This window comes from Flavobacterium olei, from assembly GCF_039749035.1.
In the GTDB taxonomy this organism is placed as follows: Bacteria; Bacteroidota; Bacteroidia; order Flavobacteriales; family Flavobacteriaceae; genus Flavobacterium; species Flavobacterium olei.
On record NZ_JBDKWC010000004.1, the window covers coordinates 547,723 to 569,717 of the forward strand.

Annotated in this window: 24 protein-coding genes; 12 read left to right on the forward strand and 12 right to left on the reverse strand. The window is 34.5% G+C overall.

The genetic code is table 11. The features are described from left to right. Window positions 1–2: 2 nt before the first annotated feature. Window positions 3–761 carry a DUF6597 domain-containing transcriptional factor gene (locus ABEB31_RS13245; RefSeq protein WP_347052099.1) on the reverse strand — a complete coding sequence of 253 codons (759 nt, stop codon included), beginning with the start codon at window positions 759–761 and terminating at the stop codon, window positions 3–5. Between the two features lie 309 nt (window positions 762–1,070). Between ABEB31_RS13245 and ABEB31_RS13250 the strand changes: the two genes are divergently transcribed. Then, window positions 1,071–1,616, forward strand: a complete 546-nt coding sequence (locus tag ABEB31_RS13250) for a hypothetical protein (RefSeq protein WP_347052100.1) — start codon at window positions 1,071–1,073, stop codon at window positions 1,614–1,616. Window positions 1,617–1,710: 94 nt separating this feature from the next. Here ABEB31_RS13250 and ABEB31_RS13255 read toward each other — a convergent pair whose 3' ends face one another. The 5 genes from ABEB31_RS13255 to ABEB31_RS13275 all read right to left on the reverse strand — a co-directional run bounded on the left by ABEB31_RS13255 (window position 1,711) and on the right by ABEB31_RS13275 (window position 4,637). Then, window positions 1,711–2,100 (reverse strand): RidA family protein, encoded by a 390-nt coding sequence (locus tag ABEB31_RS13255; RefSeq protein WP_347052101.1) that lies wholly within the window; start codon window positions 2,098–2,100, stop codon window positions 1,711–1,713. Window positions 2,101–2,195: 95 nt separating this feature from the next. Beyond that, entirely contained in the window at window positions 2,196–2,759 is a 564-nt protein-coding gene (locus tag ABEB31_RS13260) for a Crp/Fnr family transcriptional regulator (RefSeq protein ID WP_347052102.1), read from the reverse strand. Window positions 2,760–2,782: 23 nt separating this feature from the next. Next, window positions 2,783–3,241: a transposase gene (locus tag ABEB31_RS13265; protein ID WP_430408231.1), complete on the reverse strand. Its 459-nt coding sequence runs from the start codon at window positions 3,239–3,241 to the stop codon at window positions 2,783–2,785. 129 nt (window positions 3,242–3,370) lie between these two features. Beyond that, window positions 3,371–3,748 (reverse strand): hypothetical protein, encoded by a 378-nt coding sequence (locus ABEB31_RS13270; RefSeq protein WP_347052103.1) that lies wholly within the window; start codon window positions 3,746–3,748, stop codon window positions 3,371–3,373. A 256-nt stretch (window positions 3,749–4,004) separates the two neighbouring features. After that, on the reverse strand, window positions 4,005–4,637 hold the full coding sequence (locus tag ABEB31_RS13275) for an NAD(P)H-dependent oxidoreductase (RefSeq protein WP_347052104.1): 633 nt from the start codon (window positions 4,635–4,637) through the stop codon (window positions 4,005–4,007). Between the two features lie 109 nt (window positions 4,638–4,746). Here ABEB31_RS13275 and ABEB31_RS13280 point away from each other — a divergent pair, with 109 nt between their 5' ends. After that, window positions 4,747–5,103: a winged helix-turn-helix transcriptional regulator gene (locus tag ABEB31_RS13280; protein WP_347052105.1), complete on the forward strand. Its 357-nt coding sequence runs from the start codon at window positions 4,747–4,749 to the stop codon at window positions 5,101–5,103. 64 nt (window positions 5,104–5,167) lie between these two features. Here the strand turns inward: ABEB31_RS13280 and ABEB31_RS13285 are convergent, their stop codons facing one another. From ABEB31_RS13285 to ABEB31_RS13295, 3 genes are all read right to left on the reverse strand, one after another. Then, on the reverse strand, window positions 5,168–5,653 hold the full coding sequence (locus ABEB31_RS13285; RefSeq protein ID WP_347052106.1) for a MarR family winged helix-turn-helix transcriptional regulator: 486 nt from the start codon (window positions 5,651–5,653) through the stop codon (window positions 5,168–5,170). A 4-nt stretch (window positions 5,654–5,657) separates the two neighbouring features. Further along, on the reverse strand, window positions 5,658–6,137 hold the full coding sequence (locus ABEB31_RS13290) for a GNAT family N-acetyltransferase (RefSeq protein WP_347052107.1): 480 nt from the start codon (window positions 6,135–6,137) through the stop codon (window positions 5,658–5,660). Between the two features lie 107 nt (window positions 6,138–6,244). Then, window positions 6,245–6,838, reverse strand: a complete 594-nt coding sequence (locus ABEB31_RS13295; RefSeq protein ID WP_347052108.1) for a hypothetical protein — start codon at window positions 6,836–6,838, stop codon at window positions 6,245–6,247. Between the two features lie 422 nt (window positions 6,839–7,260). On the opposite strand from ABEB31_RS13295, the gene ABEB31_RS13300 reads away from it, so the two are divergent. From ABEB31_RS13300 to ABEB31_RS13320, 5 genes are all read left to right on the forward strand, one after another. Then, window positions 7,261–9,243 (forward strand): GAF domain-containing hybrid sensor histidine kinase/response regulator, encoded by a 1,983-nt coding sequence (locus tag ABEB31_RS13300; RefSeq protein ID WP_347052109.1) that lies wholly within the window; start codon window positions 7,261–7,263, stop codon window positions 9,241–9,243. A 76-nt stretch (window positions 9,244–9,319) separates the two neighbouring features. After that, window positions 9,320–9,685 carry a response regulator transcription factor gene (locus tag ABEB31_RS13305; protein ID WP_347052110.1) on the forward strand — a complete coding sequence of 122 codons (366 nt, stop codon included), beginning with the start codon at window positions 9,320–9,322 and terminating at the stop codon, window positions 9,683–9,685. Next, complete coding sequence (locus ABEB31_RS13310; protein WP_347052111.1) at window positions 9,685–10,896, forward strand: tetratricopeptide repeat protein; 1,212 nt, start codon at window positions 9,685–9,687, stop codon at window positions 10,894–10,896. Before ABEB31_RS13305 ends, ABEB31_RS13310 begins: the two co-directional genes overlap by 1 nt. A gap of 1 nt (window position 10,897) precedes the next feature. Beyond that, window positions 10,898–11,719, forward strand: a complete 822-nt coding sequence (locus tag ABEB31_RS13315; RefSeq protein WP_347052112.1) for a hypothetical protein — start codon at window positions 10,898–10,900, stop codon at window positions 11,717–11,719. Between the two features lie 11 nt (window positions 11,720–11,730). Then, window positions 11,731–13,161, forward strand: coding sequence for a glycosyltransferase family 2 protein (locus ABEB31_RS13320; RefSeq protein ID WP_347052113.1), 1,431 nt, complete (start codon window positions 11,731–11,733; stop codon window positions 13,159–13,161). A 15-nt stretch (window positions 13,162–13,176) separates the two neighbouring features. Here the strand turns inward: ABEB31_RS13320 and ABEB31_RS13325 are convergent, their stop codons facing one another. Then, on the reverse strand, window positions 13,177–13,341 hold the full coding sequence (locus tag ABEB31_RS13325) for a hypothetical protein (protein WP_347052114.1): 165 nt from the start codon (window positions 13,339–13,341) through the stop codon (window positions 13,177–13,179). Window positions 13,342–13,542: 201 nt separating this feature from the next. On the opposite strand from ABEB31_RS13325, the gene ABEB31_RS13330 reads away from it, so the two are divergent. Continuing rightward, entirely contained in the window at window positions 13,543–14,355 is an 813-nt protein-coding gene (locus ABEB31_RS13330; RefSeq protein ID WP_347052115.1) for a helix-turn-helix domain-containing protein, read from the forward strand. 80 nt (window positions 14,356–14,435) lie between these two features. Next, window positions 14,436–15,047: a DUF417 family protein gene (locus ABEB31_RS13335; RefSeq protein WP_347052116.1), complete on the forward strand. Its 612-nt coding sequence runs from the start codon at window positions 14,436–14,438 to the stop codon at window positions 15,045–15,047. A 56-nt stretch (window positions 15,048–15,103) separates the two neighbouring features. On the opposite strand, the gene ABEB31_RS13340 is transcribed toward ABEB31_RS13335, so the two are convergent. Next, the gene (locus ABEB31_RS13340) at window positions 15,104–17,527 is read right to left on the reverse strand and encodes an ABC transporter permease (protein ID WP_347052117.1); all 2,424 of its coding nucleotides are present in this window, start codon (window positions 17,525–17,527) and stop codon (window positions 15,104–15,106) included. Window positions 17,528–17,531: 4 nt separating this feature from the next. Further along, entirely contained in the window at window positions 17,532–18,242 is a 711-nt protein-coding gene (locus ABEB31_RS13345; protein ID WP_347052118.1) for an ABC transporter ATP-binding protein, read from the reverse strand. A 281-nt stretch (window positions 18,243–18,523) separates the two neighbouring features. Between ABEB31_RS13345 and ABEB31_RS13350 the strand changes: the two genes are divergently transcribed. From ABEB31_RS13350 to ABEB31_RS13360, 3 genes are all read left to right on the forward strand, one after another. After that, complete coding sequence (locus ABEB31_RS13350) at window positions 18,524–19,873, forward strand: sigma-54-dependent transcriptional regulator (RefSeq protein ID WP_347052119.1); 1,350 nt, start codon at window positions 18,524–18,526, stop codon at window positions 19,871–19,873. A gap of 1 nt (window position 19,874) precedes the next feature. Next, window positions 19,875–21,209, forward strand: a complete 1,335-nt coding sequence (locus ABEB31_RS13355) for a sensor histidine kinase (protein ID WP_347052120.1) — start codon at window positions 19,875–19,877, stop codon at window positions 21,207–21,209. A 187-nt stretch (window positions 21,210–21,396) separates the two neighbouring features. Continuing rightward, complete coding sequence (locus ABEB31_RS13360) at window positions 21,397–21,993, forward strand: biliverdin-producing heme oxygenase (RefSeq protein WP_347052121.1); 597 nt, start codon at window positions 21,397–21,399, stop codon at window positions 21,991–21,993. The last annotated feature ends 2 nt before the right edge of the window (window positions 21,994–21,995 follow it).

Consider the following 21,995-nt stretch of genomic DNA (forward strand, 5'->3'; position numbering starts at 1 on the left):
AATTATCGTGAGGAAAGCGCCGATAATAGTATAAATCGGTCATTTTTATTTTGAAATAATTCTTTTGGAATCGCCCCCGAGATTTTTTTTATTTCTTTAATAAAATGAGTCTGATCAGAAAAATTCTCTTCCGGAAATAATTTTCCCTTTGCAATATGATCCAGTGAAGCGCGAAAACGCAAAATAGTGCAATATGCTTTTAAGGAAATTCCAAACCATTGCTGAAAGTAACGGTTAATTTGCCTGCTGCTCCAGTTTGATTTTTCAGACAATTCTTTTACCGTAAGGGCACCTTTGGTTTCATAAATGAGGCTGAATAATTTTTGTTTTCGATAGTCAGGTTCTTCCGGGATCAGCGATTGCATTTTGGCACTGGCCTTTTTACAGAAAAATGCAAAGTTTTGCAGATCGCTTTTATTGAAATTCCAAAAATCAGGTTCCATTATTTTTCCGGAATTTACAAGGGTAGCAATGCTTTCCTGTAAAATGTATTCGACAGCAGGCAGTTTAAGGCTAATTACAAAAGTTAGGCTGTTGGCAGGGATTTCTCCTTTTTCATAGTGCCGTGTTCCTAAACCTAAAAGCCTGATCTGAAAAGGATTTTCACTGGTTTGAATCAGTGCTAAATCGATTCGTCCATCCGGGAGTCCGATGGTTTGCATAGTATGGTCAGATTTGTTGCGCATGCACCAAAAACAATCCACATAGTGTGAAAGGTTTTTTTCTGGTTGAACAAATTGATATTCTAAATCGTTGTACATCTGAGCAAATTTAGAGCTTAATTATCCAAAAAGGTATCGGTTTTTTATGAATTTATATGCCGTATAATTGCTGTGGATACGTTTTAAATAAATGAAAACGGACAGATAAAAACTTAACATTGGGTAATGTGCTGTTTCTTAGAATATTATCTTCCTGATTCTTCCACGTTGAAAAACTTAACATTGGCATATGTCTTTTTCGATTTATCTTTGGTTATTATTTTTTAATGTTAAATTAATGATTTAATAACATTGAAAATTTGTATAACTCAAATTTAATTTAATTAATTTCTTAAAATTAAGATAATAATGGCAAAAGAAGTGCTTACTAATGAAATGAATCAGGAGATAGATACAAGTTCAGCTATCACGACTGACGAAAACAATCAACAAGAATCTCAAAATTCTCAGGAAGAAGTTGTTGCTGAGACACCGGAATTAAAACCTAAGCCTAAAAGAATTCCAAAAAAAGCCATTCCTGGTGTAGAAAAAAATCCGGATTCAAACGAGCAAATACAATCTGAAGCAGAAGGGGGGCCGGTATCTGAAGATGAGGAAATTTCATCAGAAGATAATAAAGACAAATTGAAATCTAAAAAGAAGAAAAAAATGAAAGAAAAAGAAAAAAAGCAGGTAGCGGAGAAAAAAGAAAAGCTGAAAAAGAAAAAAGCTGTAGCAAAGAGAAAGGAAAAAGCCAAAGATAAAAAGAAAGAAAAAGCTAAAAAGGCAAAACTTAAAGCAAAAGCAAAAAAGAAAGACAAAGCAAAAAAAGCAAAAGATAAAGCAAAAGCAAAAAAGATCGCTAAGAAAAAAGCAAAAAGATCTAAAGCAAAAAAGAATAGTAAAAAGAAATAAGGATTAATTGATAACAGTAATTGTCAATTATAAATGTTCTTTATCGTGATAAAAATGCTGTACATGGTTCTATGTACAGCATTTTTTTTAGTTATTATTTTACAACGGTTGCTTCAAATTCAACTTTTAAGGTTTCAAAAAGACTTTTTACCTCAAACAGCGTTGTTGCCTGAGTAATTTTATGTTTCGCAATCCAATTCTGGATAATATTAAAGTGCGGCCATAATTCTGCGGTATCTGTTGTGTAAATATTCAGTCGCACAATTCCGTTGCATTCGTAATCTGCCTGGGTTATGACAAGTTCTAAATTTTGGAGCGCCATATTAATTTGAGATTCCATACTCTCGTTGCTTGAAATTCCATCTGCGCTAATTGCGGTTTGTCCGGAAACATATAAAGTTCCTTCCGGGTTTTTTACTTCAACTGCTTGTGCGTAGCTGCGTTCGTTTTGCCATTCCCACGGATTTATTACTCTTTTAGTCATCTTATTTTTGTTTTAAAATTATAAGACAAAATTCAGTATAAGATCTCGTAAAGATTGGTGATATTCGTCACGATTTACGAGTGACAAACATCACATTATGTTGAAAGTCTGCTGAGTGTTTCGCGGGAAACCCCAAGATAAGATGCAATGAGGCTTTTAGGAACGCGTTGAAAAAGAGTAGGATATTGTTTTAGAAGCTGTTCGTAGCGCTCTTTAGAATTTGATGTTTGCCAGGAAATAATACGACGCTGCGATCCCAGGAATCCAAAAGTAGCTTTTTCAAGAAAAAAACTTTCTATTTTGGGCAGACCTGCACATAATTTTTTATAATCTTCCAGTGTGCAGCACAATACTTTGGTGTCTTCGAGACATTCAAGCGACATGGTTGCTTTTGTCTGGGTGTAAAAAGCATAATAATCGCTTTCCCACCAGTCTTCCATTGCAAAGGAGACAACATGTTCCTTTCCCGAGTCAGCAGTAAACACCAATTTTAAAAGTCCTGAAATTACAAAATAAGAGTACTTTACCTCTTCATCTCTTTGAATCAGAAATTGATGTTTTTTGTATTTTTTAGCAGTAAAATGAGAAATAACAAATGCATATTCATCATCTGTAAGAGAAATACTTTTCTCGAAATGCTTTCTTAAGTCGGCTTTCATATCAGTTTAGGAATTTAAATGTGCTAGAAAGTCTGGCTGTCGTTTTCCAGCGTATTCTTTTCGATTTTTTTTAGAAATTCAGGATCAAATTCAGTATACGCTCTTAAACGGTATTTGTCATCTCTGATTTTCATTACCAGGCGAATTTTTTGCACCATCAACCAAATGGGTTCGTAGCGTTTGTGTCCCAGAAAGTACTGAATTTTTAAAATAGAAATCCGGCGGTGGGATAAAGTCATTAATTCAATGCAGATCATCCAGTATCGAATAGGCAGATTCGAATTTTCCATTACTGTTCCCGATCTGAGGCCAATTCGGCTTCGGCATTTTTTGCATTGAAACTTCAAGTCATTTCTTCTGAAGGAATGTTCATTGTGTCCGCATTTTCGGCAGATTAGTCCGTTTTCCAAACGCTTGTTCTTAAGTTCTTCTATGCAGGTTTCTTCGTCCGGATATTTTTCGAAATACGCGCGTAATTCCATTTGTACAAATTTCCTGTTTACCCTGCGAAATATAAAGTATTTTAAGGAAAAGAAATGCAACTTATCTAAAAAAATAAAAGGAATATTCGGTCTGAATATTCCTTTTAAAATAAGGCAAATAAAAAATAATTACAATTTTGCTGCGATTTCTTTTTTGTACTTGTTCAGGATTGATTTTGTCATTCCTAAATTTGCTTTTGTAGAATCTACTGCCAGGTAAATAAAATAATCCTGATTGTCAGAAACGTCAATAATATGAATTTGAGAAGTCAGGGTAATCATAACGTTATCAATAACCTGACCCTGAAGGTTTAAGGCTTTAATAGCATTCATTTTTGCTTTTACCACTTCGAGATTGAAAGCCGATGCTAATTCCGGATCAAAATCTGGTAATACTGATACTGAATAATATGACATACCAGTTGCGATTTCTGCCACAGAAACGGCGATAAAACCCGGTACATTTTTCTTTAAGTCTTCTCCGAATTGGGTTAAAAAATCAGACATAGTTCTAAAATTTAAATTTTTAAAAGGATTGAATTGTTTTGGAGCAGCAAAATTACTTAATACATTATCATATAATTATCCGCTTTGAGTACCTTTTTTATGCAAATAATAAAATTAATTTCTGTTTTGTAAGAGAGGGAATCTTTTGTTTAACCTTTTGTGATTCAGCGAAAATGAATAAAAATAAAAAATGCTTCTGCAACAGTATCTTAACCGTTTCAGAAGCATTTTGTCAGTAAAACAAAAAAGTGAAATATTACCTGATTTCTGTAATAAATTCTTCTTTTGGTGTACGTACTTTTTTAAGATTCACCAGCCAGTCATTTGCTTCGTCTCTGTAACCAAGTGGTAAAACTAAAACACTTTTAAGTCCAAGTTCGTTTAAACCTAAAAGTTTATCCACTTCTGCAGGAATAAAACCTTCCATTGGTGTAGCATCTACTTTTTGTTCTGCTGCGGCAGCAATCGCTACTCCCAGCGAAATGTAAGCTTGTTTTGCAGCATGATTCGCGTGCCATTCTTCTCCAAGCGGTTCATACATTCCCCAAAGTCTGGCTTTGTATTCGTCCATTGCATCGGCAGGAATTCCTCTTTCTGCAATTGTTCGGTCAAAAACCGCAGAGATTTTTTCTAAACTATAACTTTCCCAGGCAGCCCAGACCAAGACATGAGAAGCATCTGTAATCTGGCTCTGGTCAAAACCAACTGCTCTTATTTTTTCTTTCATTTCAGGATTAGAAATCACAAAAATCTTATAAGGTTGTAATCCTGACGAAGACGGAGCTAATTTTGCTGCTTCAAGAATATAATCTACTTTTTCCTGCGGAACAACCTGTCCGTTCATTTTTTTGGTAGCATAACGCCAGTTTAATGCATCTATTAAAGCCATTTTTTTTCTATTGATTAAAATTGTTTTCAAATGTAAAAACTTTAAGTGTATTTTTGTCATCTGATTACCAAAAGTAACTGTAACATCGAGGTAACTAACTTACATTGCTATGATAAAAGAGCCTGAACATAACAAAATCAATTGCAACCAAAGAATAATGGCGGTGCATGATGCCATGGATATTTTAAACGGAAGATGGAAAATCGCTATTATTGCTTCGTTGTGTTTCAATACGCTGCGATTTACCGACCTGCTTCGTGAGGTGGAAGGAATTTCCGGGAAAATGCTCAGCAGGGAATTAAAAAATCTGGAAGAAAACCAGTTGGTCACCAGAACTGTTCTTAATACACAGCCTATTATGGTAGAATATAAACTTACCGAATACGGACACACGCTTAAAGAGGTAATCGATTCTCTTGCAAAATGGGGACAAAATCATCGTAAAAAAATTACGGGAAGAGAATAAGGCTTTAGTTTTAGTCCTTACTTAATTACATTAAAGACTAAAAAAACTAAGGACTAGACGCTAGTTATTTTACATCTGATTGTTTTAATTCTGAGGCACGCTGGAAAAATCCCTGTCTCGCCAGATTTTGCTCTGTTTCTTCAATTGCTTTCAAAAGATTATTTTGATTACTGGTGATTTCGTTAAGTGTTTTCTTCATAATATTCCAGACCGGCTGCATTTTTACAACCAGTTCTTTTCCTTTATTAGTTAAGATAATCAGTCGTTTGCGCTCGTCCTGTTTGTCTTTTTTAGAGCTGATTATTTTTTGTTTTTCCAGTTCTTTCAATAGACTTATCGTTGAAGGATGGCTGTAGCCAATTTCGCTGGCAATTTCTACCACACTCAGCATTTCTTTTACATGAAGGGTGTAAATTACGGGAAACCACTTGGGCTCAAAATCAATATCAAAAGATTTATATATCAATGCGCCGTCTTTGCGAAGCTGCTCGCTCAAACGCTGTAATCTTGTTGAGATCGCCAATATTCCAATTTCGTCTATTATGTTCATTTTTCTATAATTTTAAATGACAAAAAACATTATCAGGACGCATGAGCGGAAAATCTGTTGGAAGCGCTTCTTTTTCGATCGTAACAAAATTATTTTTTTCATAAAATCGTAAAGCGGCTTGCAAAATGGTAACGGTTCCCAAATATAAGTTTTTGATTCCGTTTTCTTTGCTGAACTCAATTAGCTGATTCAGTAATTGCTGTGCAATTCCAAATTCTTTTCCTCTGAATTCTTTTTTGACAAACATTTTTCTAATCGCCGCAGCTTCCGGATTAAAACGCACCAAAGCGATTGTTCCCACTAATTTCCCGTCGATAAAAGCTCCAAGAAAAGTCCCGCCGGGTTTAAAATAAAAATTATGAATATCCAGTAAATCTGGCTGATCTTCTAAAGTGACCGGAACGTTAAATTCTTTCTGCTGAATGTTTAAGATTAAATCAATAATCTCATTTTCATATTCATTCTGAATGGATTGTATGCGCATTGTAGGTATAAATTAAATTATAGGTACAAAACTACGTAGTTAACTACATATATCCAAATAAAAAAACTGCCGAGTTCAGCAGTTTTTAATTCTTTTATGATATTGAATTATTCTTTTACAAGGACAATTACGGCTTTATAACCCGTTCCTACATTCCATTCACTGGCAGAAATTACAGTGCCTTTGTCATCAATAACTTTAAATTCAGCAGTATTTGGCGATGCAAATCCTTCGTTTAAGGCTTCAATGTCAATTTTATTAATGCCTTTTTCGAGGTTAATTTTTAAGCTTTTAAATTCACCATCCAGAGAAACTTCAGGCTCAACTATTTTATCATTTAAATATACTTTTACTTTATCTCCGTCTACAAAAGCAGCATCACGGTACATTACTGTTGAAGTAACAGCGTTTGTATTGAAATTACCCAAAAATTGGTTTCTTCTGTAAAAAACACCAGGAACATTGGATTCCTGTTTGTATAAGTTGGTATCTTTAAATAGTTGTTCCGGATCTACCTTTAAAGGCTCCGGTTTCTCAACCACAGCAGGCGGGTTAACTTTTGAAGAAGTTTCTTTGGGTGGAATAACTTCTTTTACAGCAGGATCTTTTGCCGGAATAGTTTTCATTTTATTATTAAGCTCCTGTGCGAAACTGTGCATAGAAAAGGAAGCAAAGGCGATTATTAAAAATATTTTTTTCATACTTTAAAATTTTAATCTGTAAGGGTATTTGTTTAATTAAATTCTGGATGTCATCTTTTATATAAACATTTTACAAAACTATTTATTGCCTTTTTAATCAATAATTATCTAAAAATTAACTTAAGTGCTATTCGTTTAGTACTTGTTAAATATCTGAGATAACAGAAATTGCTGGTCTATAAGATCACAAATACCAGCCGATGAAAAAAAACATATTTTGTCCTTCGCAAAAAAAGATTTGATTGAAATGATTAATTACTGCATTTAGATAATAATTTTAGCACTTGATTCGTTCTTATTTCAGTTAACAAAACCCAGTTAAATAGGAATCATTTTGTATAGGTTTTTTTGATAAACGTAAAACAGATCAGGGTCTTCTTTGTAAAAATTAGCTTATCTTTGCAGACTTTACCACGCTAAAAATGAATCACGACTTTCCCCTTCCTGATAACGAATTACAACGTTTAGCTGCCTTAAAACGTTACAATATTCTGGATACGCTTCCAGATAACGCTTTTGATGATGCCACAAAATTAGTTTCGTACATCTGTGGCGTTCCTATTGCCCATATTTCTTTTATTGATGAAAGCAGACAATGGTTTAAATCTGAAATTGGAGTTGGCGTAAGCGAAGTACCAAGAGAAATTAGTTTCTGCCAGTATACTATATTGGATACTAAAATGGTAGAAATACCGGATACACATGTAAATGAGCGTTTTAAAGACGATCCGAATGTTACAGGAGGTTTTAATGTCAGATTTTATGCCGGAGTGCCCATTACGACGCCCGACGGTTATAATATTGGAACATTATGTGCGATCGACCATGTTAGTAAAGAATTGAATGATAATCAGCGTAATGCGCTTTCTATTGTGGCAAAACACGTGATGGCACAGTTAGAATTGGGAACCAAAAATATACAACTGGCAACACAAAAGAAAATTGCTGAAAAAGCAGTGCTGGCGCGTGATAGTTTTTTGGCTAATATGAGTCACGAAATAAGAACGCCTTTAAATGCTATTGTTGGTTTTACAGATCTTCTTGCCCAGACAGAACTCGATGAAACACAGCAGGATTATATTGAAAGTGTGCAGATTGCAGGAGAAAACCTGCTTTTGATCGTAAACGATATTTTGGATCTTTCTAAAATCGAATCAGGTAATTTATCGATTGAATCTGAAGCTTTTAATCTCAAAAAAACACTGAAACATGTGTACAATTTATTGAAGGTAAAAGTGCAGAAAGAGGTAGAATTTAATCTTTTTCTGGATGCCGAAATACCCGATATGGTTGTTGGCGATCAGGGCAGGCTGAATCAGATTTTAGTGAACCTTATCGGGAATTCGCTTAAGTTTACCAATGAAGGTGAAGTAGTGGTTTCTGTTAAAAAAATCGATGAAACAGAAGATAATCATACATTTAAAATTGCTGTAAAAGATACCGGAATCGGAATTCCAAACGACAAAATTGAAGCTATTTTTGAACGCTTTACACAAGGAGAGGAAAGTACAACCAGAACATTTGGGGGTACCGGACTCGGACTTAACATTGTCAAACAATTAGTTGAATTACAAAATGGTGAAATTCATGTAAAAAGTACACCAAACCGCGGTTCCGAATTTTATGTTATTCTTTCGTATAAAAAAGCAGAGGCAGAAGAAATTTCGGGAACAGCAGCTTCTGAAAATGATTTAGGAAATCTTAAAATCCTGCTTTGCGAAGACAATGTCCTCAACCAAAAACTTGCAAAAAGCGTCATTAATAATTTTGGTTTCGATATCGATATTGCTGCCAATGGAGAAGAAGGCATAGAACTTTTGTCGCAAAATAATTATGATTTGGTTTTAATGGACTTGCAGATGCCTGTTAAAGATGGTTACCAGACAACAGAATATATTAGGAGCGAAATGAATTCGGCTATTCCCATTATAGCGATGACTGCACATTCTCTTGTAGGTGAGCAGGAGCGTTGTTACAAATCGGGAATGAATGCGTATGTGCCAAAACCTTTTAAACAAAACATTCTTTTGGATGCTATAAAAGCAGTGATGAGACCAGATGAGACGCCAAGAAAGAGAACAGTTGATCTGACTTTCCTGAATGAAATGGCTGGAGGTGATCCGGAATTTATTAAGGATATGATCCAGCTTTTTACAGAAAAAATTCCACAGCAGTCCGAGCAGATGGAACTGGCGTTTCAAAATAATGATCATGACAGCGTAAAAAGACTGGCGCACAATATGAAGTCAAGTATGGATATTTTTATGCTGCAGGATCTTAGTAATTGTTTGTCGATTATAGAAATTGAAGCTTCAACCGGAAGTTTTACATCAGAAACTTTAGATAAGGTAACTATTTTTCACTGTGGCATTGCCGAGGTCGTTAAAATTTTAAAAGAGTTATGATAAACGGGAAATATGCCCTAGCTTTACATATATGATGATATAATTGAATGTTGTCCCCAAGGTAAAAAATAAAAAAATGAGAATTATTTTAGCAGAAGATAATGATATCCTACGCAAATCATTATCTTTTTTCTTAGAATCCAAAGGATTTAGTGTCGACCAGTTTTCTGATGGTAAAGAAGCATTGGAAGCCATCGTAAAAGAAAGTTACGATTTGATACTGACCGATATTAATATGCCCGGCGTTAGCGGAATGGAAATTACGCAGCATGTCAGGCAAAGCTTAAAATCGGAAATCCCTATAATAATATTGACTTCTTCGGGAGTAGAACAGACCGAACTGGACTCGTTTGATATTGGTGCAAACGAATTTATTGCCAAACCCGTAAGTCCGGCTGTGCTTTTAGTGAGAATTAATAAATTATTAAAATCACGTTTCTAATGAAGTATATCTATTATTCAGTCCTGATGTTGTTTATTTCTTCTTTTGCAATGGCTCAGGAAATCAATGCAGAAGAGATTTTAGCCAATGCAAAGCGTGAAGCGGAGAAAGAAAATTACGATAAAGCTTTATCGCTGATTGAACCGTTACGTGCTAAATTTCCGGCTGATGAAGATATACAAATTTTTTCCGGACGAGTTTACAGCTGGAAAAAGGAATATAAAACTGCCCTAAAAATTTTGGCTCCTCTGGCAGACCGAAATAATCCCAATCCTGAAGCTTTACAGGCCATCATCAATGTTTATTTTTGGACACAAGATTACGAAAAATGTATTGCTTACTGCGATAAATATCTGGCTATTGATTCAAAATCTGCCGATATAATACAAATTAAAGCGGCCTGTCTGGAAAAACTAAACCGCGATCAGGAAGCCCTGGAGTTAATAGAAAAATCGTCTGTTGATAATAGCACACAAGTTTTCAGGGGAATCCGCACACTTATTGGACGCAAGGCAAAAAATGCCGTTTCGGCTTCTTATCTGAATGTTTCGACATCAGAACCCGGACAATCTCCGCTTCATTATGGTTATGTAGAATATTCGCATAAATTCAGCAAATCGGCCATTGTAGGTAGAGCCAATATTGGAAATGTGAGCACCGAAACACAAATGTTGTTTGAAACCGATTTCTATCAGACCTTTTCAAACAAAAGTTATTTGTATGCCAATGCAGGTTTTTCAACAGGAGAAACGATTTTCCCTGTAGCAAAGGCGGGTCTCGAATATTATTTTGCTCCACAGAAAAAATTTGATTTTTCTCTTGGAGCCCGCTTTATGCATTTTGAAAGCGATGATATTACTTTATTGACCGGACAAATTGCTTATAATGCAGGAATTTACAGTTTTGCATACAGACCTTATTACGATACTTCAAACGAATTATTCTCGCATGTTTTAAGCGTTCAGCGCACTAATGAAGAAAAAGAACGTATTATACGATTGGAGTTGCAATATGGAAATGTTCCTTATTTGTATTTATATAATAATTTTACACAGCCTTTAAAAGCTTACAGAGCCGGAATTCAGTACCAGCACCGTTTTGGCGATTCGTTTTTTGTACTTCCTGTTTTTCTTTACGAAAGGGAAGAATATATTCCCGGAGAGTACAGAAACAGATTCAATGTTCAGTTTATTGTAACCAAACGTTTTTAAAATGACGAATTTCTGGGACTTATATAAAGACGGCAAGTGGGAAATACCTTTTCTGACTTTTTCAATCTACCTGTTTGTAGCGGCTTCTTTTGTATTGTACCTGATTATTGTCGCCAGCCGGAACCGGAAAATCAAAAGAGAGAAACTAAGCAAAGAATATAGTGTGGTGATTGATAAAATAATGTCTTCTGTTATCTTTGAAGACACTCTTTTTTCATCCATCAAAGAAGATAAAAACTTTCTAGTGCTTTTTAATACCGGGATATTCAGATCGGTGATAACAGAATCACTTATCAATCTTCATAAAAATTATGAAGGTATTTATGCTCATAAACTGGAACAGTTTTACAAAGATTCGGGCTTGGTAAAAGATTCGTACCGAAAATTGAAAAGCCTTAAATGGGAAGTGAAATGCAAAGGGATTACCGAGTTAGCAGAGTTTAATATCAACGAAGCGTTTGATCAGATTATTGCCTATTCGAGAGCCCGAAAAAAAACACTCAAAATTGTTGCAATAAATGCCTGTATTAAACTGGAAGGCACTCAAAGTATAGTATATCTGGTCGAACATACGGATCCAATTGATGACTGGATGCAGCTTAATATTATTAATGCTTTTAAAAAGCATGACATCGGAGATACGGAAGGTGTAGAACTTTTGCTCGAATCGCAAAACACCACGGTAGTTAATCTTGGATTAAAACTAATCGTAGAGCTCAAACTCACACAAAAAATGCACTATGTGGCGCAATTGGCAGAGCAAACTTCAAATGCGGTACTAAAGTATAAGGCGCAGAGTATTTTGCAGACATTAACCCTATAATTTAGAAATTCATGACTTCTTTTAATACTGAAATAACATGGTTTTTAGACGTATATATACTTGTTATATTGGGTTACGCCATACTTATTATGTCGTCTTACCTAATGCTGGCTTATCTCTCTACAAAAGAACTGAGACATTATCTTAAAAGAAACAGTTTTGTAGATTATGATGTATTGCTTACAAGCGGATTTGCACCCAAACTTTCGCTCATTGCACCTGCGTATAATGAAGGTCTTACTATCCAGGAAAATGTAAAATCACTGCTTTCTCTCAATTACAACAACTATCAGGTTATTGTAGTCAACGATGGAAGTAAGGATGATTCTATGGAAATTCTCACCAGAACTTACGACCTTGTCCTTACGGAAATGGATATTCATTCCCAAATAGAAACCAAAAAAATAAGGGGAATCTACACTTCAAAAAATGCTGCTTTTAAGAAGTTAATTGTTGTCGATAAAGAAAATGGCGGTAAAGCAGATGCCTTAAACGTTGGACTCAATATTGCGCAAAATCCTTATGTGGTTTGTATCGATGTCGATTGTATACTCGATAAAGATTCGCTTTTAAAATTGGCGAAACCTTTTCTGGAATCGTATGGAAAACGCATTATTGCAACGGGCGGTGTTGTTAGAATTGCCAATCAGTGCGTTATAAAAAACGGACGTTTGATAGAAGTTAATATTCCCGATGTAATGTTGCCGAGAATTCAGGTTTTAGAATATCTGAGAGCATTTTTATTAGGCAGAATGGCCTGGGGAAAATTAGACGGATTATTGCTTATAAGCGGAGCATTTGGTGCTTTTGATAAAGAAATTGCCATACTTTGCGGCGGTTACAGCACAAAAACTGTTGGTGAAGATATGGAGTTGATCGTGAGAATGCGCCGTTATATGCTCGAAAATAAATTACCGTATTCTGTAAGCTACATTCCGGATCCTCTTTGCTGGACAGAGGCGCCCGAAGATTTTAGTATATTTAAAAAACAGCGTTCAAGATGGATGAGAGGAACAATAGAAACATTAAGTTTTCATAAAAAAATGTTTTTCAATCCGAAATACAAATTATTAGGACTTCTAAGCGTTCCTTACTGGGCATTGTTCGAATTTCTGGCGCCCGGAATAGAATTTGTGGGTCTTTTAATTACCATTATTTTTATCGTTTTTGGATTGCTAAATTGGCACTTTTTCTTTTTGCTGCTTTTATTTGTTTATTCTTTTGCCGTTTTCTTTTCGGTTATTGCCTTATACAGCGAAGAGAGAACTTATCACAAATATCCTAAACAAGCCGATTTCTTCAAACTTTTGATTGCCGCTTTTATTGAGCCGTTCTATTTTCATCCGCTTACGGTATATTCTGCGTTAATAGGTTATAAGGAGAAAATTATGGGCACAAAAGGCTGGGGCGAAATGACAAGAAAAGGATTCACCAAAAAATAGTTAAAAAAATGTAATTTATTTGGAGCTGTGAGCCAGTAGCAGCAGACCAATTCCGGTTCCGACAATAAAACCTCGTGATAAATCCGATATGATCACTAAATGAGGAACAATTATAGAACTAGCTATAACAAAGAGTCCAAGCGAAAGCAGAAGTAAAGATCTGTTTGAGATTTTTTCCATTTTTGTAATTAGTTAAGGTTGATAGTTAGGGGATTGAATTTCCTAAGATACAAAAAAATGTAATTAAAAATCACAGTTAATGTAAAATATTTTTTTTGTAATGGATTGGTAACGTAGCTTTTGGCTTAAATGTGTCATGGTTATTGGGACTTGTTTTTTACTGAAAAGCTCTTTATAAAAACAATTTTTTACTTTCGTGAAATGAAAATCGAAATAGAACAATCTTCTTTTCTGTCAAAGGAAATAAATGAACCGTATTATTACATTTTGATGTTCGACGGAGAAGCTTCCTTTTCGATAGATCTAGTCCATTACGATTGCAAAGGAAAAAGTCTGGTTTTCTTAACGCCATATCAATTATTGAAATGGCACGATTCTACAGCTTCTTTTATTAATGTTCTGAATTTTCACGGCGATTTTTACTGTATTGAGTACCATAAAAAAGAAGTCGCCTGTAACGGTATATTGTTCAACGATATTTACAATGAGCCTTTTGTAACTGTTTCTGATTTTATTTACGAAGAAATAACCAGCATTATGCAAAGGATGAAAAAAGTGGAAGATTCTGAACTGGATTACGACAATTCGATCTTAAAATCTTATTTGCAGGTTATTCTCGCTTTAAGCAGTAAAGAGAAACAAGTAAAAATGTCTCCGGAGGTCCTTGAATCAATAGGAAATGCAGATATTTTGAGATTTCAGCAATTACTGGAGACCCATTTTCTGGAAGCAAAAGAAGTAGCATTTTACGCTTCAAAATACAATCTGAGTGTCAATACATTCAGTAAAAGAATCAAAAAACATTTCGGGAAATCGCCATCACAGCTTATTCAGGAACGTATTGTTTTAGAAGCAAAAAAACTTCTGCATCTCACTTTTAAGCCAATAAGGGAAATTGCAGACAATCTTAATTTTGAGGATGAATTTTATTTCAGCCGTTATTTTAAGAAAAGCGTCGGAGTGTCACCAAAAGAATATAGAAAAGAAGTCGGCATTTCTATCGTGGCAAAATAGTCCATGAAAACTCCTTTAAATCCATTTTTATATCGATAGTGGTAAAGTAATTTTGTTGTGTACTTTAAAACACAATCAAAATGGAAAAAATGATAAGATTTATAGCGAACGGACAAAATTATTTCATTCACTTTTTAAGAATTGCCATATTCATCGTAATGGTCTGGATCGGCGGATTAAAAGCCTTTAAATATGAAGCAGACGGAATTGTTCCGTTGGTTGCCAATAGTCCGTTTATGAGTTTCTTTTATAAAGACGCCAATAAAAAAGTCATAAATGAGAAGGGTAAAGAAGTAGCGGCTTATACGTTACACAAAAATCTGGAAGGCAAGACAGTACAAAAAAACATGGAATGGCACGAGGCAAACAGAACCTATATTTTTGCTTACGGTTTAGGAACTGTTATTGTTTCTATTGGTTTGCTGGTTCTTTTGGGAATTTGGTTTCCTAAAATTGGTCTCTGGGGCGGACTTTTAACTTTCGGAATGGCATTGGTTACTTTATCTTTTCTAATTACAACTCCCGAAGTTTACGTGCCTGATCTGGGCGGAGATTTTCCAACACCTGAATTTGGATTTCCCTATCTTTCTGTCGCAGGACGTCTGGTTTTAAAAGATATCATCATGATGAGCGGCGGATTAATTATTGCATCCGACAGTGCGCACAAAATTTTAAAGAAGCATTCATTTTAACAGAAAAAAAGCTGTGCAGCATTTAATCTTGCACAGCTTTAAGAATATAATACTATTTACTCGTATTTTAAATATTTTAGAACGTCAACTTTTGTTGCGCTATAAGCTCTTGAAAGTACAATTAATAAGGTTAAAGTCAATAAAATAACAAAGCCCGCTGCAAATGGATAAATAGAAATATGAATGCGGTACGAAAAATTTTCCAGCCATTTATCCAGTAAATAATAAGTCGGGAATAAAGCGATTAAAAATCCTGTTACACTAAACACAATATATTGTTTGCACAATTCTTTGAGTAATACATTCGTGTCTGCACCAAGTGTTTTTCTCACCGCAATTTCCTTCATACGTCTTTCGATCGAGTAGGATGCCAGTGCAAATAGTCCCATTAGTGCAATTGCAATTACAATGATATTTAATAAAGAAAAAAGATTTTTTTGTTTTACATACGTATGATATGATCTTTTATATTCCTTATCTACAAAATCATAAACAAAAGGGTATTCGGAATCTGCTTTCTTTGACCAAATGCTTTCGATATCGGAAATTGTTTGTTGCATGGTTTCAGGATCTGCGGTGACATAAATATTGTTCAGCAGATTACTAAACCAGGGAACCGATTTAAAATGAAAGACAGACATAGGGGGAATAGCTTCTCCGGGATTTCCGATATTAAAATCTTTGATCACGCCTACAATAATCGCTTCTTTTCCGTCCCAGTTTATCTTTTTGCCAATCGGATCTTTTTCATTTAGCAACTTTAAAGCAGTTTCATTTATAAGCATGGAGTTAATAGTGTCCTGAGCGTATTCGGGACTTAGAAAACGCCCTTTTAACAGCTTTATTTGCATCATTTCCAATAATCCAAAATCCACGGGAATATTATTGCCGTCAATGTTTATATCTTTATGATGATAAGAGATAACTGATTTCGCTCCATTTCCCATCACAAAACCACCTCCGGCTGCCTTTTTAACTCCTTTTATACGCAGCAATTCATTTTTTATAGCATCATACTTTTTCATCTGCTCTTTAGATGTGATATTTTCACCGTATATATTGCGGTACGAAATATTGATAATCTGGTTTCCATTAAATCCTACATCTTTAGAATTCATAAAATCAATCTGTTGATGAGTGATGTAAGAACCAATTATGAAAAAAGAAGCCACAGAAAACTGAAAAATCAACATTCCGTTTCGCAGCCAGATGCCGTTTTTACTTCTGGTAAAACTCCCTCTCAATACTTTCAAAACTTCAAAATTGGCCACATAGATTGCCGGAAATATTCCTGCGGTAATCACAGTTACAATAAATATCATAATAAGCTGAAGATAAAACTGGCTGCTTTGTAATATGAGTGCTTTTTCTAAGAAAACATTATAATAAGGAAGCGAAAGTTCTACAATAACAAGTGCTGTCAAAATAGAAATTAAAGTAATAATTGCGGTTTCAAAAATAAACTGCTGGACGATATTGGCTTTTGATGCTCCTATAATTTTTCGTACCCCAATTTCCTTAGCTCTTTTTACTGCATTTGCAGTTGCTGAATTTACATAGTTTACAATAGATAAAATTAAGATTAATGCAGATAAACCCATCAGGATCAGTATAAGTTGGTAATTGCCGTTAGATTCTATCAGTCCTCCCGTTTTTGTATGCAGGCGAACCATAGATAGTGGTTCTAAATGAGGTTTTACCTCACCAAATTTCTGAATAAATTCTTCCGGATTCATTCCTTGCGATTTGGCACGTGGCGCTGTCATATTATCGTAATAAATCTTAGTAAGACTTGCTGTAACTGATTTGGCATCGTCAGGATTTTTTAATTTTAATAGAAGAATAAATTGAAAATTTCCCCATTGCTGAATACTGTTTTTTAGCCGAATATCCATGAAATTGACTACACATGAAGGGTTAAATACCGATTTTTTGTCAAGTTTATACACGCCGCGAACAACAAGAATCTGATTTTGCAGTGTTATTTTTTTCCCATAGGCACTTTTACTTCCAAAAATCTGCTGAGCCAAATCTTCAGATAAACAGATGCTATTGCTATCCGGCAAACCGGTTTTTGCACTTCCTTCTGTAAATTGATACGGAAAATAATCGAAGAAATTTTTTTGCGCTACAATCACTTTGTCAGATTGTACTTTTTTGTTTTTATAATGAATTATTTCACTATCATAATTGCCATTTAAATAACAAAATGATTCTACTTTTGGAGAAAGTTCCTTTATGGCAGATCCGATAGGAGCAGAACTCGATGCCCAATAAGTTGTCGGGTCCATTTGATTGGCGACCAGAAAAACAGTTTCTTTATTGGGATTCCACTGATCGTAAGAATGTTCATCGTTCCAATATAAAATGGCAAAAATCAAACCAGCGATCCCAATACTCAAACCTAAAATATTGAGCGCAGTAAATAATTTATTGTTTTTGATATGATACACAAAAATGTTGGTCCAGTTTTTCAGCATAATCTTAATTATTTGAAGTTACTAAAACATCTACATTTCTATGATTCAATTTTTCCGAAAGAATCATTCCGTCTTTCATTAAAATAGTTTTCTGCGAAAAGGAAGCATCATAATCCGAATGCGTTACCATTAAAATTGTGGCTCCTCCGGCATGAAGATCTGTTAAAAGTTCCATGACTTCGTTGCCATTTTTACTGTCCAGATTTCCTGTTGGTTCGTCGGCAAGAATAATTTTCGGACTATTGATTAAAGCTCTTGCGACTGCCACACGTTGTTGTTGTCCGCCTGAAAGCTGCTGCGGAAAATGCCTTAATCGATGCGAAATATTGAGTATAGAAGCAATTTCTTCTACTTTTTTCTTTATTTCTGAAGATGGCACATTATTGTAAATGAGCGGTAATTCGATATTATCAAAAACTGATAATTCATCAATTAGATTGAAATTTTGAAAAATAAAACCGATGTTTTCTTTTCTGGCTTTTGATTTTTGCTTTTCTTTTAAACCGACCATTTCCTGATCGAGAAGCCGGTAACTTCCGTCTGAAGCGCTGTCCAGAAGTCCCACGATATTTAATAAAGTCGATTTCCCGCTTCCTGAAGGTCCCATGATCGAAACAAAATCGCCCTGATTAATGGTCAGCGAAATTTCACTTAAAGCCCTGGTTTCTAATTCCTCTGTTCTAAATACTTTTGAAAGTTTTTTAATGATAATCATAATTAACGTTTTTTGATTGGATTGATTTCTTTTAAATTTTTAATCTTTCGGAAGCAAAAAAAACAATTCTGAAAATTAAGATAAATTACTTGCAATTTATCGCTATTTATTTTGTTATTTGTACTTCTGAAAGGCTTTAATTACTACTGATTTATAAGCTTAAATGTGATTTTCGTGCCAATAAATTAAATGCTGTAACTGCTTTATTCTGAATGTTTTATTTATAAATAAAAATGCCAACTGTCCATTAATGGACACCTTTTGTCCAAAACCGAACAATAATGAAAAAGACGAGTGCTTCAATTTTAATCATCGACGATCAAGAAGACATACTTTTTGCCTCTAAAGTGTACCTTAAAAAGTATTTTGAGAACATTTATACGCTCAATAATCCGAAAAATATTGTCGAACTGATTTCAAAAAACACCATTGACGTGGTTTTGTTAGATATGAATTACCGAATTGGTTTTGAAGATGGAAGGGAAGGTTTGTATGTGTTGAAAGAAATTAAAACGCTTTCGCCAAAAACGGTTGTGATCCTTATGACGGCTTTTGGCAAGGTAGAAACTGCTGTTGAAGGTTTAAAATTAGGTGCTTTTGATTATATATTAAAACCATGGGAGAATAAAAAACTGCTGGAATCCGTTAAACAAGCGGTTGATAAAGCACGAAAAGAGCAAAAGAAAAATAAAGATATCGAAGTTGAAAATGATTTTTTCACCGGAAGTTCAGAAAGTATAAAAAAAGCTTATGCACTTGCAGATAAAGTGGCCAAAACCGATGCAAATGTGTTGATTCTCGGCGAAAACGGAACCGGAAAATATGTTCTGGCGCATTATATTTATTCCCAGTCAGAACGCAAAAACGGACCATTTATAGCGGTTGATTTGGGATCCTTAAATTCGAATATTTTTGAAAGTGAATTATTTGGTTACGCAAAAGGTGCATTTACAGATGCAAAATCAGACATGCCCGGAAGATTCGAAATGGCACAAAACGGGACGATTTTTTTGGACGAAATAGGGAATGTCCCACTTCATCTGCAATCTAAATTGCTTCAGGTTATTCAGACTAAAACCGTTACCAGATTAGGAGAAACAAAACCAAGACCTGTAAATGTCCGAATTATTACGGCGACTAATTTAAATCTAAAATTAGAAGTGGCCGATAAAAGCTTCCGTGAAGACTTGTATTATCGCATAAATACGATGGAAATTACTTTGCCTCCGTTAAGGGAAAGAAAAGAAGACAAGATTCCGCTTGCTCGTTATCTTTTGGAAAAAATGACTGAAAAATACGGAAGGAACGAAATTACTTTTGATCAAAAGGTAATAGAACAAATTGAAAAACACGCCTGGAACGGAAACATTCGCGAAATGGAAAATAAAATCGAACGTGCCGTTATTTTGTGTGAGAACAGCATCATCACGGTTGCAGATCTGGATTTGGAAACGGTGACACCGTACGAGGAAAATAATGAAGATATTCAGCTTTCTTCTGTAGAAAAAGCTGCTGTAGAAAAGGCAATTCTCAAAAATAACAATAATATTAGTAAAACGGCAGAAGAACTGGGCTTGTCAAGAGGTGCATTGTACCGACGTTTAGAAAAGTTTAATATCAATATTAATTAATATGTTCAGGACTTTACAAACCTATAAATTGTTATTTCTAAGATTGGTTTTGATTGTTTTAGCCATAGAATTTTCGATTTGCTTTTTTAGAATTGGGTTGTTTTTTACCGGTATATTTGGTTTTTGCATGGTTTTTCTGTTGGGAAGAGAAATGTATTTCTATGTCCGGAATCTGGTTCTGATTTACAATAAAACGATTTCTTCTATTCTGCAAAATGACTTTAGTTCCGATTTTTCGAATCATAACTTTAATACCACGTACAACGACCTTTTTATTTTGTATGAGACATTAAAAAACAAACAAAATGAACAGGTTACCAAAGATATTGTCTATCGTTCTATTCTGAATAATATTGAGTCGGGTGTTATTATTTTGCAAAAGCAGGAATCAGAATGGAATATATTTTTAATGAATGATTATTTTTCGAATCACTTTAATGTGCCGAAAGTTTCAAAATGGAAATACCTTAAAAATCAGCTGCCTTTATTATGCGAAATTATTGAGGAAGATAATTTTCAGGAAGTTAAAACTGCTATTGAGATTAGTATAAACGAGCAAAGCAAGCAAACCTTTGTTTTACAGGCTTCCAGAAGCGAAATTTTCGGTCAGAAGTATTTTATTGTTTTACTGGATTCGATTCAGAACGTGGTAGAAAAAAAGGAAAAAGATGCCTGGATAAACCTGATGAAAGTGATTTCGCACGAGCTCCTTAATTCGATTACACCTATCAGATCTATTTGTCAAAATATGGAAGACTTGACAGAACAGGATTCACTTTCTCCGGAAGATCTGGAAGACATAAAAAATAGCGTGCAAACGATGCTAAGAAGAAGCGACCACTTGCAGAAGTTTGTTGAAGGGTACAGAAAACTCGCCATGCTGCCTTCGCCAAAGAAAGAAAAAACAGATTTGCTTTTTCTGGTTGAGAATTCCCTTCGGATTATGAATCCGATTTTTCGAAAAGAAAATATCAAGGTTACTACTGCCATTGCTCATCGCTACGAAGTAAATGTGGACATGCAACAAACAGAGCAAGTGCTGATTAATATTTTGACAAATTCAATATACGCACTTGAAAATACGTTTGATAAGCAAATTAGCATTTCTGCGGAAGCCGGCGATAACCGTATTTTTATTAAAATTACAGACAATGGCAAAGGAGTAGAGAAGGAGATAGAGGATAAAATTTTCCTTCCGTTTTTTACTACGCGAACAGAAGGTGCAGGAATTGGACTTACTTTATCTAAAAATATTATAGAAGCCCAGGGCGGATATATTTCCTGTAAAAATGAAAATAAACAAACCGTTTTTGAAATCTGTTTAATTGAAAATTAACGCAGATAAAACTTTTCTAAAGTCATGAAAAAATACCGTAAAAGTGGGATCATTTTAATTACTGAAAATTTAATTGCTGTCTGGCATTTGTTAAAGAAAATATATTAATTTTATGATAGATTTTTTTTTATAAATTTGTGTATGAGAAGTTGAAAATTAACTCTCATTAAAAAGCCTGAATACAACAATGAGTTTAAATGCCACTTCTACTATAGTAACTAGTTTTCTTACCGATTTAAAAACACAAACGTCTGATTCTCACACGAAATTAGAACAGCTTCCACTATCAATGTCAATTATGTCTCCGGACATGAAAATAGAAGATTATACCCATTATCTTAGTTTAATGCACGACGTTCACAACGATGTTGAAGAAAATATCTATCCGTTATTTACAGATCTGATTGACGATATACAACAAAGAAGAAAGAAACATCTTATAGAGAATGACCTTTCTTTTCTAAATTATAGTAAAAATAATACGGTAAAAGTTTTTAAAAAGTCACCCATTTCTGTTCCCTTTGCTTTAGGAATTATATATGTTGTTGAAGGATCAACATTGGGCGGAAGATTTATATTGAAGAATGTTTCTAAATCTCCTGAGCTTGCCGGCGATCAGGGTGTTTCTTATTTTAATGGTTACGGTGATAAAACAGGAAGTTTCTGGAAATCTTTCCTAAACTTTGTGTCAGAATATGAACAAGAAGAAGGCTGTGGTGACGAAATTATAGCGGGAGCTGTATTTGCATTTGACAGCATATATAATCATTTTGGAGGTCAGTAGTA